The following is a 14,161-nucleotide window of genomic DNA, read 5'->3' as shown; positions in this document are numbered from 1 at the left end:
GCGCCACCGGCGACGGCCGGCTTGTCCTCGCCGCCGCGGGCCGCACCGGCGCGGGCCATCAGGCCGGCGGCGACGGCGTCGGCGACGACGCGGGTCAGCAGGCCGACGGCGCGGATGGCGTCGTCGTTACCCGGGATCGGGTAGTCGACCTCGTCGGGGTCGCAGTTGGTGTCGAGGATCGCGACGACCGGGATGTTGAGCTTGCGGGCCTCGCTGATCCCGATGTGCTCCTTCTTGGTGTCGACGACCCACACCGCGCTGGGCACGCGGGACATGTCGCGGATGCCGCCGAGGGTGCGCTCCAGCTTCTCCTTCTCGCGGCGGCGCATGAGGAGCTCCTTCTTGGTGAGCCCCGACGCGGCGACGTTGTCGAAGTCGAGCTCCTCGAGCTCCTTGAGGCGCTGGAGCCTCTTGTGCACGGTGGAGAAGTTGGTGAGCATGCCGCCCAGCCAGCGCTGGTTGACGTACGGCATGCCGACGCGGGCGGCCTGCTCGGCGATGGCCTCCTGCGCCTGCTTCTTCGTGCCGATGAACATGATCGTCCCGCCGTGCGCGACGGTCTCCTTGACGAAGTCGTAGGCGCGGTCGATGAAGGCCAGCGACTTCTGCAGGTCGATGATGTAGATGCCGTTGCGCTCGGTGAAGATGAAGCGCTTCATCTTCGGGTTCCAGCGCCGGGTCTGGTGGCCGAAGTGCACGCCGCTCTCGAGCAGCTGTCGCATGGTGACGACGGGGGTGGACATGTGATTGTCCTCCAGGTCGGGGCGCCCATCGCTGGGCGCTGTTCTCGGTTGACGCGGCGGCCTTCGGCCGCCGCCCTGATGCCCCCGGACCGCTCCAGCCGGGCTCTCGCCCGGACCGAGGGAAACGGCCCCGGATGGGGCATGCGAAGTCAGCCCGTGAGTTACAGGCCATCGGAAAGTGTACCCGCCGCGGCGTCGCGCCCTGACCTTTCAGGGTCAAACCACGCCCGACCACCGCGTGGAGGCGGCGGCCGTCTCCCGGGCCGGGGGATGGGAGCGCGCCCGTCCGCCTCGTCCTCGCCGGGTCCACAGCACCGCCGGTCCGTCCACAGAATCCCGTTCGCCGCAACGCGGCCGGGCCTCCGCCGTCCATCCTTGCGCCTGTGATCTCCCGTTCCCTCTCTGCCCTGGTCCTGCTGCCCGTTCTCCTCGTCGCGGCTCCGGAGCCCTCCGACGCGACCCCCGCGGCACCCGCGCCCCGGGGCGCACCAGAGGCCGAGCCGCGCTGGACATGGCCGCTCTCCGGGCGTCCCCGGATCCTGCGGTCCTTCGCTCCTCCCCCTCAGCCCTGGCTCCCCGGGCACCGGGGCGTCGACCTCGCCGCGTCCCCCGGCGCCCCGGTCCGCGCGGCGGGCCCGGGAACGGTCGGCTACGCCGGCCCCCTCGCCGGACGCGGTGTCGTCACCGTGCTCCACTCCGGAGGCCTGCGCACCACCTACCTCCCCGTCCACGCATCAGTGCGGCGCGGCCGGACGGTCGAGCGGGGCGAGACCATCGGCACGGTCGAGGACGCACCCGGGCACTGCCCGACCGGCTGCCTGCACTGGGGTCTGATCCACGACCGGCGCTATCTCGACCCCCTGCTCCTCCTGGGCCACGGCCAGGTCCGGCTCCTGCCCCTGTGGACCGGACAAACCCCCTGACGGTGAACCGGACAAACCTCCTGGCGGTGGACTGGAGAAGCCTCCTGACGCGATCCGGCGGTGAACCCGCAGGAGGCCCCCTGACAGCGGACCGCAGGAGGCCGCTGGCGGGGTCCGGCGGCGGGCCGGTGGAAGGCCCCTGAACAGCGACCGCAGGAGACCCCTGGCGGGTCCCTCCGCGCGTCCTACCCGGCGGAGGGTCTCTCCGGGCGCAGGCGCCAGCCACGGGAGACCTTCTCGACGTACCCGGCGGCGGCCAGGCCGCCCAGACAGGAGAGCACGGTCTCCAGATCGACGCCCGCCTCCACCGCGATCGTCGCCGGACCCATCCCGGTCCGCGCGGGCACCGCCTCCAGGACCCGGCGGACCTCGGGAGGGAGCCCGTCGCGCGGGAGCACCGGCCCCCTCGGCTCGGGGGCCAGGTCGCCGCCGATGGCTCCGACCAGCTCGGCCATCTCCGCCGGGGTGGTGACGCAGGTCGCCGCGCCCTGACGGATCAGCCGATGGCATCCGGTGGAGGTGTCGGAGGTCACCGGTCCGGGCACGGCGGCCAGGATCCGGTTCAGCGCTACCGCGTGGCCGGCCGTGTTGAGCGCCCCGCTGCGCACGGCCGCCTCGACGACCACCGTCCCCCGGGCCAGCGCGGCGATGAGGCGGTTGCGGACGAGGAAGCGCGGCCGGGTGGGCCGCACCCCCATGGGGCTCTCGCTCACCAGCACACCCCTGCTCCGCACGACCGTGAACAGATCGTGGTGCGCACTGGGGTAGGAGACGTCGGTGCCGCAGGCGAGCACGGCGACGGTGGGCGCGTCCCCGGCCAGGGCTCCGCGGTGAGCCGCGCCGTCGACGCCGTACGCACCGCCGGAGACCACCCCGTATCCCCGTTCGCTCAGCCCCGCGCCGAACTCCGCCGCGACGTGCGCCCCGTAGGGGGTGGCGGCCCTGGAGCCGACGACCGCGACCGACCGGATGCAGGCGAAGCGCAGGTTCGCCTGCCCGTGCAGCCACAGGGCATGGGGCCGGGAGTCCAGCAGGTCGTCCAGCTGGGTGGGCCACTCCGACTCTCCCGGCACGACCAGGCGGGCTCCCGCTCGTTCGCCCGCGGCCAGGTCCCCGGCCGGGTCGGCCGCCTCCAGCCGAGCCGCCCAGGAGGTGAGGAGCCGGTCGAGCCGCGTATCCGCCTCACCCGCCGATCCCGCCGCACGCCCGCGCCGGGCGCCTTCGAACCACCGGACGAACTCCGGGTCCGGAATCCCCCGCCGGATCTGCTCGACGGCCGCCTCCGGGCCGCAGGAGGCCACGAGCCTGCCCATCACCGCGTCGCCGGGCTCGGCCAGCCGCATCAACGCGACCCGTGCGAGCCGCTCCCTCACCGCTCCTCCCCCAGCCACAATCCGAGCGCGGCGTTGACCTCCGCGGTCCCGGGCCCGCCCCCGTCCTTCAGATCCGCCAGCGTCCAGGCGACCCTGAGCACCCGGTCCAGTCCCCGGGCGCTCAGCACACCGTTGTCCAGGCAGCCCAGCAGCGGCGCCATCACCTTCGCCGGCAACCGGTAGTCGGTGTGCAGAACCCCGGTGGGCACCTCCGCGTTGCGTCTCCAGGGCCTGCCCGCGAACCGCTTCGCCGCCCGCTCCCTGGCCAGGAGCACCCGCTCGGCCACCGTCCGGCTCGGTTCGATGAACCGGCGGTCGGCGAGCAGCTCCCGCCGGGTCGCCCGCATGAGCGTCACCTTGACGTCGACGCGGTCCAGCAGCGGGCCGGAGAGCCGGGCCAGATAGCGGCGGCGGGCACCGGGAGAGCATCGGCAGGGCTCCTCCGGCCGGGACGGCTGCGCGCACGGACACGGGTTGGCCGCCAGCACGAGCATGAACCTGGCCGGGAAGGTCACCGAGCCCAGCGACCTGGAGACCGTCACCCGGCCCGACTCCAGGGGCTGGCGGAGCGCGTCGAGGACGCTCATCGTGAATTCGGGGGCCTCGTCCATGAAGAGGACCCCTCCGTGGGCCAGCGAGACCGCACCCGGCCGGATCGCCCCGCTGCCGCCGCCGATGACGGCCGCGATGGTCGCCGTGTGATGGGGCGCCATGAAGGGCGGGCGGGTCAGCATCGGCCGGTCGGCCGGGAGTGTTCCGGCGACCGAGTGGATCGCCGTCACCTCCAGCGCCTGGTCGCGCTCCAGAGCCGGGAGGATGGTCGGGAGCCGCTCGGCGAGCATGGTCTTGCCGGTCCCGGGCGCCCCCAGCATCCAGAGGTTGTGGCCTCCGGCGGCGCAGATCTCCAGGGCACGGCGGGCGAAGGGCTGACCGGCCACATCGCTCAGGTCGGGAGCGGTCTCGGTGGCGCCCTCCCCTCCAGGCGAGCCCATGCCGGCCCTGCCGCCCGGCCCGCCCGGCGGCCCCGGGCCGTCCCATCCGTCCGGGGCGCCCGGGGCACCGGCTCCGCTCCCCTGACCGGACCCGGCCCCGCCGGCCGCCGGGACATCGCCAAGACGGGGTGGAACCGCCGGGTCGTCGGATCGCAGCCAGCCCACCAGGTCGCCCAGAGCCCGGACCGGAACCACCGTCACATCCGGCACCAGGCCCGCCTCGGCCGCGTTGCCCGCCGGGACGACGACCGTACGGGCCCCGGCGGCGACCGCGGCCAGCACGGCGGGCAGCACGCCCCGCACCGGCCTGACCGACCCGTCGAGGCCGAGTTCGCCGAGGAAGAACAGCGGGGCGACCCGCTGCCTGGGCACGACCCCCGCCGCGGCGAGCAGCGCCACCGCGATCGCCAAATCGAACATGCTGCCGCGCTTGGGCAGACTCGCGGGGAACAGGCTGACGGTGATGCGCGCGTCCGGCCAGGCGTGGCGGCTGTTGACCACCGCCGAGCGGACCCTGTCGCGCGCCTCGCTCAGCGCGGTGTCGAGCATGCCGATCAGATGCGTGCCGGCCACACCGCTGCCGACGTCGGCCTCGACGTCGACCACGTGCCCGGTGACCCCGATCAGGCAGACGCAGCGCGTGCGTGCGACGGTCACTCACCCCACCTCCGGGGCGAGGCGGACGATCCACGACAGCCCGGGGGCGTCCGGCCCGCCGGAAGACGCTCCGGCGGGCACGCGGGGCGGTCCGGCGAGTGCGGAGAACGATCCGGAGAACGGTCCGGCGAGTGCGGAGAACGATCCGGAGGGCATCAGCACACCCCCCGCTCGTGGCGGATGACGAACTCGCCGGCGAAGCGCTCCAGCGCCACCACGTCGACCCGGACGGAGTCGAACCGCTCGCACCGCCCGCCCAGCCACCGACCGGCCAGCCCGCGTAGCCGGGCCAGCTTCGCCCCGGTCACCGCCTCGAAGGCGGTGCCGTGGGTCCGCCCGGAGCGGGTCTTCACCTCCACCACGACGAGTGCCCGCCCGTCCCGGGCGACCACGTCGATCTCACCTGCCCGGCACCGCCAGTTGCGATCCAGGATCTGCATGCCGTGCGCCTGCAGGTAGTCGACGGCGAGCTGCTCACCGTGCCTGCCGAGCTCGTCCTTCGCGGCCATGGAACCACCTCCGGTTCCAGACCTTCGCTCAGCTCACGGCCTCACGGCGGGCCCGGACCCGGTTCTGTGGACATCCGACCGGACAAGAGGCCGCCTGTGGAGAAGCCGTCAGCCGGAGAAGCCCTCCTTCGGCATCTCCAGGTCGGACTTGGCCAGCTCCTCGACGTTGACGTCCTTGAAGGTGACCACCCGGACGTTCTTCACGAACCTGGCCGGCCGGTACATGTCCCAGACCCAGGCGTCCTGCATCTTCACGTCGAAGAACACGTCGCCGTTCTCGGCCGTGCGGACGTCCAGGTCGACGGAGTTGGTGAGGTAGAAGCGCCGCTCGGTCTCCACGACGTAGGTGAACAGGCCGACCACGTCGCGGTACTCGCGGTAAAGCTGCAGCTCCATCTCGGTCTCATATTTCTCGAGATCCTCTGCGCTCATACCGGTCCTCCTGTCACACGCATTTCCGGCCCGCCCGATCAGGCGGCGCCGGCCCCCACTTCATTCTCGCCCATCGGTCCCGTCCGGCCAGACCTCACGGTCCTCTCCGCCGGAAGCGGGCTATCCGCCCTTGGTGAACGTCCTGGTGAACGTCTCCGGGGTGGAGAGGATCGCCGCCCGTGAGAACGGCCAGTAGATCGCGAAGGCCCGGCCGATCACGTCGTTCTCCGAGATCGTGCCGTCGCCCTCCTGCTCCTCCCAGTTGCGGGAGTCGCGGGACTGGGAACGGTGGTCGCCCATGACCCACAGGCGGCCCTTCGGGACCGTCTTCTCGAACTCGTCCCCCGAGGGGAGGTCGTCAGGGTGGAGGTAGTCCTTCTCCTCGATCGGCACGCCGTTCACCGTGATCCGCTTCTGGGCGTCGCAGCACTTGACGGTGTCGCCGCCGATCGCGATGACCCGCTTGATGGTGTCCTCGCCGTCCCACCCCTTGAAGACCACCACGTCGCCGCGCTCGGTCGCGCCGTGCAGCTTGTTGACGACCACCCGGTCGTCCTCGACCAGGGTGTTCTCCATGGACTCCGAGGGGATCCAGAAGGACTGGAAGACGAACGCCTGCAGCAGCAGCGCCACGACGACGCCGGAGACCAGCAGGAGCAGCGTCTCGCGCAGGCTCCCCTTGCGGGAGGGGCCTTCCGGCTCGTCGGCGGGGTCCGCCTTCCGCCCGTCGTCCGGGCCGGGCCCGCCCTCGTCCTCCGGCACGTCGTCCTGCTTGTTGTCGGGTTCGACTGTCATGGGGTACGGCTACCGCCTCGCGCGTCGGCGACGACGCCACAGCACCAGCGGAACGGCCCCGGCGAATCCGGCGAGGAGCGGGGTCGCCCCTCCGACGGCTGCGGCGGCGTTCAGCGCCGGCTGGCTGAACGTGTCGGGAATGGGGAGAATCGTGGCCCTGGAGAAGGGCCAGACGATGACGAACGCCCGGCCGATCACCTTGTCGATCGGGATCGTCCCGCCGCCGGGATCGCCCATGTGCGACCGGGAGTCGAGGGAGACCGACCGGTGGTCGCCCATGACCCACAGGCGGCCCTGCGGGACCTTGACCTCGAAAGGCCTCTGGGACGGCAGGTCGTGCGGGTAGAGGTACTGGCTCTCGTCGAGGGCCACCCCGTTGACCGTGACGCGGTCCCGCCCGTCGCAGCACTTCACGACGTCCCCGGGAACGCCGATGACCCGCTTGATGTAGTCCTTCTCGCCGGGCACCACGCCGAAGGCGGTGCCGACCCAGCGGAAGAAGGCCGTGAAGGCGTTGGCCGGCTCCTCGATCTGCACCTCGCCGTCCCAGGAGTCCACGCCGGAGAAGACCACCACGTCACCGCGCTCGATGTCGCGGACGTGGTAGACGAGCTTGTTGACCAGGACCCGGTCGTTCTTCAGGAGGGTGTTCTCCATCGACTCCGACGGGATGTAGAAGGCTTGGACGATGAAGGTCTTGATGACGAGCGCGAGCACCAGCGCGACGACCACCAAGACGGGCAGTTCCTTCCAGAAGGAGCCCTTCTTCTTGTCCTTGCCGCCCTTGGCGGTCTTCTTGGTGTCTTCCGCGACCACGTCCACCTCGTCCTCGACAGACCGGGGCGATTCCCCGCCGCTTTCCTGGCCCTCGTTAGTCATCGCTGACGAGCCTAGATGATGGCGGAGGCGCGATGGTCGAGGCCGCAGGTTAAGGGCTGCCCCGGATTGCATCAGCGTTGGCCCGTCTCTCCACGCTCCCTCCGCTCCCGGCGGTACGGTCGCCCGCGGAGGCCGCGTGCCCGGACATGCGACCGGCCCGCCTCCCACGGGAGACGGGCCGGGACGATGCCGCGTGCGACTAGCGGGCTTCGCGCTTCTCGCGGATGCGGGCGGCCTTGCCGCGCAGGTCGCGCATGTAGTAGAGCTTGGCGCGACGGACGTCACCGCGCGTCACGACGTTGATCTTCTCGATGACCGGGCTGTGGACCGGGAAGGTCCGCTCGACGCCGACGCTGTAGCTGATCTTGCGGACGGTGAAGGTCTCACGGGCGCCACCGCCCTGGCGGCGCAGCACGAAGCCCTTGAAGATCTGGACACGGGAGCGGTTGCCCTCGATGACCCGGACGTGGACCTCGAGCGTGTCGCCGGGCCGGAAGTCCGGGACGTCGCTGCGGAGCGTGGCCTTCTCGAGCTCGGTGATCAGCTTGTGCATGACAGTGGTACCTCGTTTACGCGAGCACGCGGAGGTCCACCCGGCCGCGACGGGGCGGCATCGCGGTGGACGCACATGCTGGGCTTATGTGTCGGTCGTGAAGCCGGGAGCTGCGGCCCGGCGGCGCGCGCCGGCCTGCGGGCAGTCGGCGGCAACGGTTCAGTGTGCCATATTCTCGCGGTCCATCGGAAATCCGAGCTCCTCCAGGAGCCGCCGGTCGTGCTTGTCCATGCTCGCCGGGTCGAGCGCGGCCAGCAGCTCGGGGCGGTTCTTCGCGGTACGGCGCAGCGCCTCGTCCCGCCGCCACCGGGCGATCTTCCCGTGGTGGCCGGAGAGCAGGACCTCCGGGATCTCCCGGCCCCGCCACTCGGGCGGCTTGGTGTAGACCGGGCCCTCCAGGAGGTTCTCCATGGCCCCGGGCGCGAACGAGTCCTCCACCGCGGAGCGGGCGTTGCCCAGCACTCCGGGGAGCAGCCTTCCCACGGCCTCGACCATCACCAGCACCGCGGCCTCGCCTCCGGCGAGCACGTAGTCGCCGATGCTGACCTCGTCCACCCGCAGACGCGAGCCGTACTCGGCCATGACCCGGGAGTCGATGCCCTCGTAGCGGGCGGGGGTGAACAGCAGCCACGGCTCCGCGGCGTACTCCATGGCGAGCCGCTGGGTGAAGGGCACGCCGCTCGGCGTCGGCACGATGATCCGCGGCCGGGACCGCGGGTCGGCGGCGAGCACGTCGTCGATGGCCTCGCCCCACGGGCCGGGTTTCATGACCATGCCGGGGCCGCCGCCGTAGGGGGTGTCGTCCACGGTGCGGTGCACGTCGTGCGTCCAGTCGCGGAGCTGGTGCAGGCGGACGTCGAGGATGCCGCGCTCCCTGGCCTTGCCGATGAGGGAGACGTCGAGCGGGGCGAAGTACTCGGGGAAGATCGAGATGATGTCGATGCGCATGGTCAGGCCATCTGGTCGGGGTCCAGCAGTCCCGGCGGCCCGTCCACGAGCAGCGTCCCCGCCTCGAGGTCGATCTCCGGGACCAGCGCCTTCACGAACGGCACGTAGACGTCCACGCCGCGGCGCCGTACGACCAGCAGGTCCTGGCCGTGGTGGAGCACGTCGACGACCTCGCCGGCCCGCTCCCCGTCGGGGGTGACGACGGCGAGGCCGATGAGCTGGTGGTCGTGGAACTCGTCGGGGTCGTCGGAGGGCGGGATGTCCGCCGAGTCGACGACGAGCATGGTGCCGCGGAGCCCTTCGGCCCGGTCGCGGTCGTCCACGCCCTCGAAGCGGACCAGCAGGGTCCCGGAGTGCCAGCGCCGGGCGGCGACGACGAGCGGGCCGGCGGACGCGGGGTCGGTGGCGAGCACCGACCCGGAGGCGAAGCGGCTCTCGGGGTCGTCGGTGCGGACTTCGACGGTCACGTCGCCGCGGAGCCCGTGCGGGCGGCCGATCCGGCCTACGACAAGCTGCACGCCCGTCTCCTGAATGTCGTGTCGAAAGAAAGCAGACGGGTCACCCACACCGGTGGGTGACCCGTCCGCTCGATGGATCTCGTGTCGGCCGGGGCCTAGCGGGCCTCGTCCAGGTCGAGCAGGTCGACCCGGATGTACTTGCCGTCGCCGAGGGCGTTCACGACCGTGCGGAGCGCCTTCGCCGTACGGCCGCCGCGGCCGATGACCTTGCCCAGGTCCTCGGGATGGACCCGGACCTCAAGCACACGCCCGCTGCGGATGCGGCGGGCGTGAACCTGGATGTCGCCGGGATGCTCGACGATGCCCTTCACCAGGTGCTCGAGGGCCTCCTCGAGCATCTCAGGCCTCGCCTTCCGGCTTCTCCTCGGCGGCGGCCGGCTCGACCGGGGTCTCGGCGGCGGCCTCTTCGGCCTTGGGAGCGGCCTTCTTGGCCGACTTCTTCGGCGTGGTGGCGGCGTCCAGGGACAGCGCCTCCTTGGCCGCGGACTCGTAGGCGGCGTGGCGGTCGGCCTTGGGCTCGGCGACCAGGAGCGGAGCCGGAGCGGCCTCGCCCTTGAACTTCTGCCAGTCACCGGTGAGCTTGAGGAGCTTCAGCACCGGCTCGGTCGGCTGCGCGCCGACACTCAGCCAGTAGGCCGCCCGCTCGGCGTCGATCTCGATGCGCGAGGGGTTCTCCTTCGGGTGGTACAGGCCGATCTCCTCGATCGCCCGGCCGTCACGCTTGGTGCGGCTGTCGGCGACGACGACGCGGTACTGCGGGTTGCGGATCATGCCGAGCCGCTTGAGCTTGATCTTGACTGCCACTGGTGTGGTCTCTCCTGCATTAGAGCGTGGGTCAGCGGCGTCTCGTCGAGTGGGGCGCGAAGAGCCAGCCGCTGCAGGGACAGGCGCGACCGGCGGGGGTTAGAGGGCGCCCGCGTGGTCACGATGTTCCAACATGCAATTGTGCCAGACATCTGGGGATGCCCGGCCAATCGATCCCCGTCTTCCGTGTCCGGAAAGGGGAAAGTCCTCGGGCGGGCGACCCCGCGGGTCGCCCGCGCCGCGTCATCCGGGCGTCGTCCGGGCGTCACTTGGGCCGGACGCCCAGGAGCTCCAGCGCCGCGATGGTGATGAAGCCCACCATGATGACCAGCCAGATCCAGCGGGCGCGCCCGTGGAACCTGTCGTCGCCGTCGTCGCTCATCACTGCCCCGGAAGCTTGAACTTGGAGGGGTCGAAGCCCGGCGGCAGCTCCAGGCCGGGCGGGAGCTGGCCGGCGCCCAGGTTGCCGAGGGCACCGCCCATGTCAGGACCCATGTCAGGGGTCTTGGCGCCCGTGCCGGACGCGCCCTTGCCGAGCGCGGCCTTGCGCGGGTCGCCGCTGACCCGGCGGCCCTTGGCGGACTTCTTCTGCGCCGCCTTGGCGGCCTTGCGCCCGCCGGGCATCCCGGGGATGCCCATGCCGCCGGCCATCCGCTTCATCATCTTCTGAGCCTCGAAGAAGCGGACGACCAGGTTGTTCACCTCGGTCACCGTGACACCCGAGCCCTTGGCGATCCGCTCGCGGCGCGACCCCTTGATGATCTTCGGGTCCTGCCGCTCGCCCGGGGTCATCGAGCGGATGATCGCGGCGATGCGGTCCAGGTCGCGGTCGTCGACCTGGTTGATCTGGTCGCGCATCTGCCCCATGCCGGGCATCATGCCGAGGAGGTTCTTGATGGGCCCCATCTTTCGGACCATCATCATCTGCTCGAGGAAGTCCTCCAGGGTGAAGCCCTCGCCCGAGGTGAGCTTGCCCGCCATCTTGGCGGCCTGCTCCTCGTCGAAGGTCTTCTGCGCCTGCTCGATCAGGGTGAGGATGTCGCCCATGTCGAGGATGCGGGAGGCCATCCGGTCCGGGTGGAAGGCGTCGAAGTCCTCGAGCTTCTCACCGGTGGACGCGAACATGATCGGTTTGCCGGTGATGTGCCGGACCGAGAGGGCGGCGCCGCCGCGCGCGTCGCCGTCGAGCTTGGTGAGCACCACCCCGTCGAAGCCGACGCCGTCCATGAACGCCTGGGCCGTGGAGACGGCGTCCTGGCCGATCATCGCGTCGACGACGAACAGGACCTCGTCGGGCGTGACCGCATCGCGGATGTCCGCGGCCTGCTTCATCAGCTCCTGGTCGATGCCCAGGCGGCCGGCGGTGTCGATGATGACGACGTCGTGCTGCTGCCGGCGGGCGTGGTCGATCGACTGGCGGGCCACGGCGATCGGGTCGCCGACCCCGTTGCCCGGCTCGGGGGCGTAGACCGCGACGCCCGCCCGCTCGGCCACGACCGAGAGCTGCTGGACCGCGTTGGGCCGCTGGAGGTCGGCGGCGACCAGCAGCGGGGTGTGGTTCTGCTCCCGCAACCAGCGGGCGAGCTTGCCCGCCAGCGTGGTCTTACCGGCTCCCTGGAGACCGGCGAGCATGATGACGGTCGGCGGGGTCTTCGCGTAGCGGAGCCGCCGGGTCTCGCCGCCGAGGATCTCGATCAGCTCGTCATTGACGATCTTGACGACCTGCTGGGCCGGGTTCAGCGCCTGGGAGACCTCGGCGCCGCGGGCGCGCTCCTTGACCTGGGCGACGAACGTCTTGACCACGGGCAGGGCGACGTCGGCCTCGAGCAGTGCGATGCGGATCTCGCGGCACGTCGCGTCGATGTCGGCGTCGGAGAGCCGACCCTTGGATCGGAGGGAGGAGAAGACCGATGTGAGCCGGTCGGAAAGCGTCTCGAACACGTGATTGGCCAGCCTCTGCGCTACAGGTCTGCGACTCGACCTCCCAGCCTATCCGCTGACGGCCGCACCCGGCGCCCCGGCGAGGCGCCGCCGGGCCGCGCGGCGGGGAGGGACGGGCTCCCCCGCCCCTAGCGACCCCAGCCCGGGACGGCCATCCGCATCGTCAGGGCGTGCTCGACCAGCGTGATGAGCGTGGTCTTCACCGCGTCGCGGGAGCGCGCGTCGGTCCGCGAGATCGGGATGTTCGGGGCGAGCGTCAGCGCCTCCCGGACCTCCTCCTCGCCGTGCGGGTGGGTGCCGTCCCAGCCGTTGAGCGCGACCACGAAGGGGAGCTTGGCCTCCTCGAAATAGTCGATCGCCGGGAAGCTGTCGGCCAGACGGCGGGTGTCGACCAGCACGACCGCGCCGATGGCGCCGCGGACCAGGTCGTCCCACATGAACCAGAACCGGTGCTGCCCGGGCGTGCCGAACAGGTACAGGATCAGGTCCTGGTCCAGGGAGACCCGGCCGAAGTCCATGGCGACCGTGGTCGTGGTCTTGTTGGGGGTGAGTCCGACGTCGTCGATGCCGGCGCTGGCGTCGGTCATCACCGCCTCCGTGGTCAGCGGGAGGATCTCCGACACCGCACCCACGAACGTGGTCTTTCCCACACCGAAACCACCGGCGACGACGATCTTCGTCGAGGTGAGGCCACCGCCCCGGCTAGAGCCTGCGAAGTCCACTGAGCACCCTTTCCAGCAGGTTGAGATCCGGCTTGCCCGCGTTCAGCTGCGGCTGATGCAACTGGACCAGCCCCTCTGCCGCCATGTCCGCGACGAGGATCCGGGTGACGCCGAGGGGGATGCGGAGCATCGCGGAGATCTCAGCGACCGAACGCACTTGCCGGCACAGGGCGCTGATCGCCTGATACTCCGGAGTGCGGGTGGATAGATCATGGTGAATCGAGGTCGCCGAGGAGACCAGCGCCTCCATGGCGAGCTGGGTCCGGGGGGCGGTGCGCCCCCCGGTCACGGCGTAGGGGCGGACCAGGGAACTCTGCTCCGCCGGCGCCGGCTGCATGTGATGCGACGGGCCGCCCGGCTGCTGCGCGGGCATGCCCTGCTGCCCGGGGTAGCCGGGACCGCCCTGCTGCCCGGGGTAGCCGGGACCGCCCTGCTGCATGCGGGCGTCGTCCATCGACTGGTGGGGCGGCCCGCCCAGCGGGTCGCCCTCACCTGGCCATCCGCGGCCTGCCATGGCGTCCTCCTAGGGCGGTGTCCGCCGCGGCGCCGACGCGCCGCGGCCCGGATGCTGACCGATCTCTTCCCTCGTCTCTCATCCGCGGGCTCCTTCGGCTCCGAAAGGGAAGTGCTCCGGCGCGCCCTCTCGCGTCGTCACCGGGGGTGGGAGGCCTGGAGTTCGGCGCGGACGGCCGGCGTCAGCACCTGGCCGGCCCGTTCGACGAGCAGCGTCATCTGGTAGGCCACCAGGCCCATGTCGCAGTCGGGCGAGGCCAGGACCGCGAGGCAGGAGCCGTCGCTGATCGACATGATGAGCAGCAGTCCTCGCTGCATCTCCACCACGGTCTGGGTGACCGCTCCGCCCTCGAAGACCCTGGAGGCGCCCTGGGTCAGGCTGAGCAGCCCGGCCGCGACCGCGGCCAGCTGGTCGGCCCGGTCCCGGGGGAACCCGTCCGAGTACGCCAGCGGCAGGCCGTCCGTCGAGACCACGACCGTGTGCGCAACGCCTGGAACGTTGTTCACGAAGTCGGTGATCAGCCAGTTGACCCCCCGAGCGGCCTGGCTCAGTTCGCGCACCGGTCGTCCTCCTCGGTCATCGTCATGGGCTCGCTCACCGCTCCTCCTTGCTTCCTTCAACGTCTCGGCCGAAGCCGGGATACGCCTGCTCCCCGGAGGCCTCTCCCCTCGCGACCGCCCGGCCCTGCCGCACTCCCTTCTGGAAGCTCGCCAGCCGGTTGCGCACCGCCTCCGGGGAGACGGCCGGTCGGAGGGCGGGGGCCGGCGGAGCGCCGCCCGCGTCGGGGGCGACCGTGCCGGGCACGAGGTTGGCCTTGGGCACCCGCTTGGGCAGGCCGGCGCCGGCTGACCCCGCCGA

General features: G+C 71.6%; 18 protein-coding genes. 1 reads left to right on the top strand and 17 read right to left on the bottom strand.

Annotation, left to right across the window (positions count from 1 at the left end; translation table 11 throughout):
* The coding region (gene rpsB / locus ACWJ6R_RS16050; protein WP_449062996.1) for a 30S ribosomal protein S2 at positions 1 to 743 on the bottom strand (743 nt) is incomplete at its 3' end.
* A gap of 383 nt (positions 744 to 1,126) precedes the next feature.
* On the opposite strand from rpsB, the gene ACWJ6R_RS16045 reads away from it, so the two are divergent.
* Positions 1,127 to 1,666: a murein hydrolase activator EnvC family protein gene (locus tag ACWJ6R_RS16045; protein WP_449062995.1), complete on the top strand. Its 540-nt coding sequence runs from the start codon at positions 1,127 to 1,129 to the stop codon at positions 1,664 to 1,666.
* A 185-nt stretch (positions 1,667 to 1,851) separates the two neighbouring features.
* Here the strand turns inward: ACWJ6R_RS16045 and dprA are convergent, their stop codons facing one another.
* The 16 genes from dprA to ACWJ6R_RS15965 form a co-directional block, all read right to left on the bottom strand.
* Complete coding sequence (gene dprA / locus ACWJ6R_RS16040) at positions 1,852 to 3,039, bottom strand: DNA-processing protein DprA (protein ID WP_449062994.1); 1,188 nt, start codon at positions 3,037 to 3,039, stop codon at positions 1,852 to 1,854.
* On the bottom strand, positions 3,036 to 4,688 hold the full coding sequence (locus ACWJ6R_RS16035) for a YifB family Mg chelatase-like AAA ATPase (RefSeq protein ID WP_449062993.1): 1,653 nt from the start codon (positions 4,686 to 4,688) through the stop codon (positions 3,036 to 3,038). The genes dprA and ACWJ6R_RS16035 overlap by 4 nt, the downstream gene beginning before the upstream one ends.
* Before the next feature lie 155 nt (positions 4,689 to 4,843).
* Positions 4,844 to 5,197 (bottom strand): YraN family protein, encoded by a 354-nt coding sequence (locus ACWJ6R_RS16030; RefSeq protein WP_449062992.1) that lies wholly within the window; start codon positions 5,195 to 5,197, stop codon positions 4,844 to 4,846.
* A 108-nt stretch (positions 5,198 to 5,305) separates the two neighbouring features.
* Positions 5,306 to 5,629 (bottom strand): DUF2469 domain-containing protein, encoded by a 324-nt coding sequence (locus ACWJ6R_RS16025; protein ID WP_068895098.1) that lies wholly within the window; start codon positions 5,627 to 5,629, stop codon positions 5,306 to 5,308.
* 120 nt (positions 5,630 to 5,749) lie between these two features.
* Entirely contained in the window at positions 5,750 to 6,424 is a 675-nt protein-coding gene (gene lepB, locus ACWJ6R_RS16020) for a signal peptidase I (protein ID WP_449062991.1), read from the bottom strand.
* Positions 6,425 to 6,433: 9 nt separating this feature from the next.
* Complete coding sequence (gene lepB, locus ACWJ6R_RS16015) at positions 6,434 to 7,303, bottom strand: signal peptidase I (protein WP_449062990.1); 870 nt, start codon at positions 7,301 to 7,303, stop codon at positions 6,434 to 6,436.
* 199 nt (positions 7,304 to 7,502) lie between these two features.
* Complete coding sequence (rplS, locus tag ACWJ6R_RS16010; protein WP_449062989.1) at positions 7,503 to 7,856, bottom strand: 50S ribosomal protein L19; 354 nt, start codon at positions 7,854 to 7,856, stop codon at positions 7,503 to 7,505.
* A gap of 159 nt (positions 7,857 to 8,015) precedes the next feature.
* Complete coding sequence (gene trmD / locus ACWJ6R_RS16005; protein WP_449062988.1) at positions 8,016 to 8,804, bottom strand: tRNA (guanosine(37)-N1)-methyltransferase TrmD; 789 nt, start codon at positions 8,802 to 8,804, stop codon at positions 8,016 to 8,018.
* A gap of 2 nt (positions 8,805 to 8,806) precedes the next feature.
* On the bottom strand, positions 8,807 to 9,322 hold the full coding sequence (gene rimM, locus ACWJ6R_RS16000; RefSeq protein WP_449062987.1) for a ribosome maturation factor RimM: 516 nt from the start codon (positions 9,320 to 9,322) through the stop codon (positions 8,807 to 8,809).
* Positions 9,323 to 9,417: 95 nt separating this feature from the next.
* Entirely contained in the window at positions 9,418 to 9,660 is a 243-nt protein-coding gene (locus tag ACWJ6R_RS15995) for an RNA-binding protein (RefSeq protein ID WP_449062986.1), read from the bottom strand.
* A gap of 1 nt (position 9,661) precedes the next feature.
* On the bottom strand, positions 9,662 to 10,126 hold the full coding sequence (rpsP, locus tag ACWJ6R_RS15990; protein WP_449062985.1) for a 30S ribosomal protein S16: 465 nt from the start codon (positions 10,124 to 10,126) through the stop codon (positions 9,662 to 9,664).
* Between the two features lie 381 nt (positions 10,127 to 10,507).
* On the bottom strand, positions 10,508 to 12,067 hold the full coding sequence (ffh, locus tag ACWJ6R_RS15985; protein WP_449062984.1) for a signal recognition particle protein: 1,560 nt from the start codon (positions 12,065 to 12,067) through the stop codon (positions 10,508 to 10,510).
* Between the two features lie 128 nt (positions 12,068 to 12,195).
* The gene (locus ACWJ6R_RS15980; RefSeq protein WP_449062983.1) at positions 12,196 to 12,789 is read right to left on the bottom strand and encodes a GTP-binding protein; all 594 of its coding nucleotides are present in this window, start codon (positions 12,787 to 12,789) and stop codon (positions 12,196 to 12,198) included.
* Entirely contained in the window at positions 12,770 to 13,303 is a 534-nt protein-coding gene (locus tag ACWJ6R_RS15975) for a DUF742 domain-containing protein (RefSeq protein WP_449062982.1), read from the bottom strand. The genes ACWJ6R_RS15980 and ACWJ6R_RS15975 overlap by 20 nt, the downstream gene beginning before the upstream one ends.
* A gap of 137 nt (positions 13,304 to 13,440) precedes the next feature.
* The gene (locus ACWJ6R_RS15970) at positions 13,441 to 13,863 is read right to left on the bottom strand and encodes a roadblock/LC7 domain-containing protein (RefSeq protein WP_068895081.1); all 423 of its coding nucleotides are present in this window, start codon (positions 13,861 to 13,863) and stop codon (positions 13,441 to 13,443) included.
* Positions 13,864 to 13,897: 34 nt separating this feature from the next.
* Positions 13,898 to 14,161: hypothetical protein (locus ACWJ6R_RS15965; protein WP_449062981.1), on the bottom strand; the 264-nt coding region annotated here is incomplete at its 5' end.

This window comes from Planomonospora algeriensis (assembly GCF_977012225.1).
The sequence above is the reverse complement of the archived record's forward strand: the minus strand, read 5'-3'. Positions and strand labels throughout refer to the sequence as shown.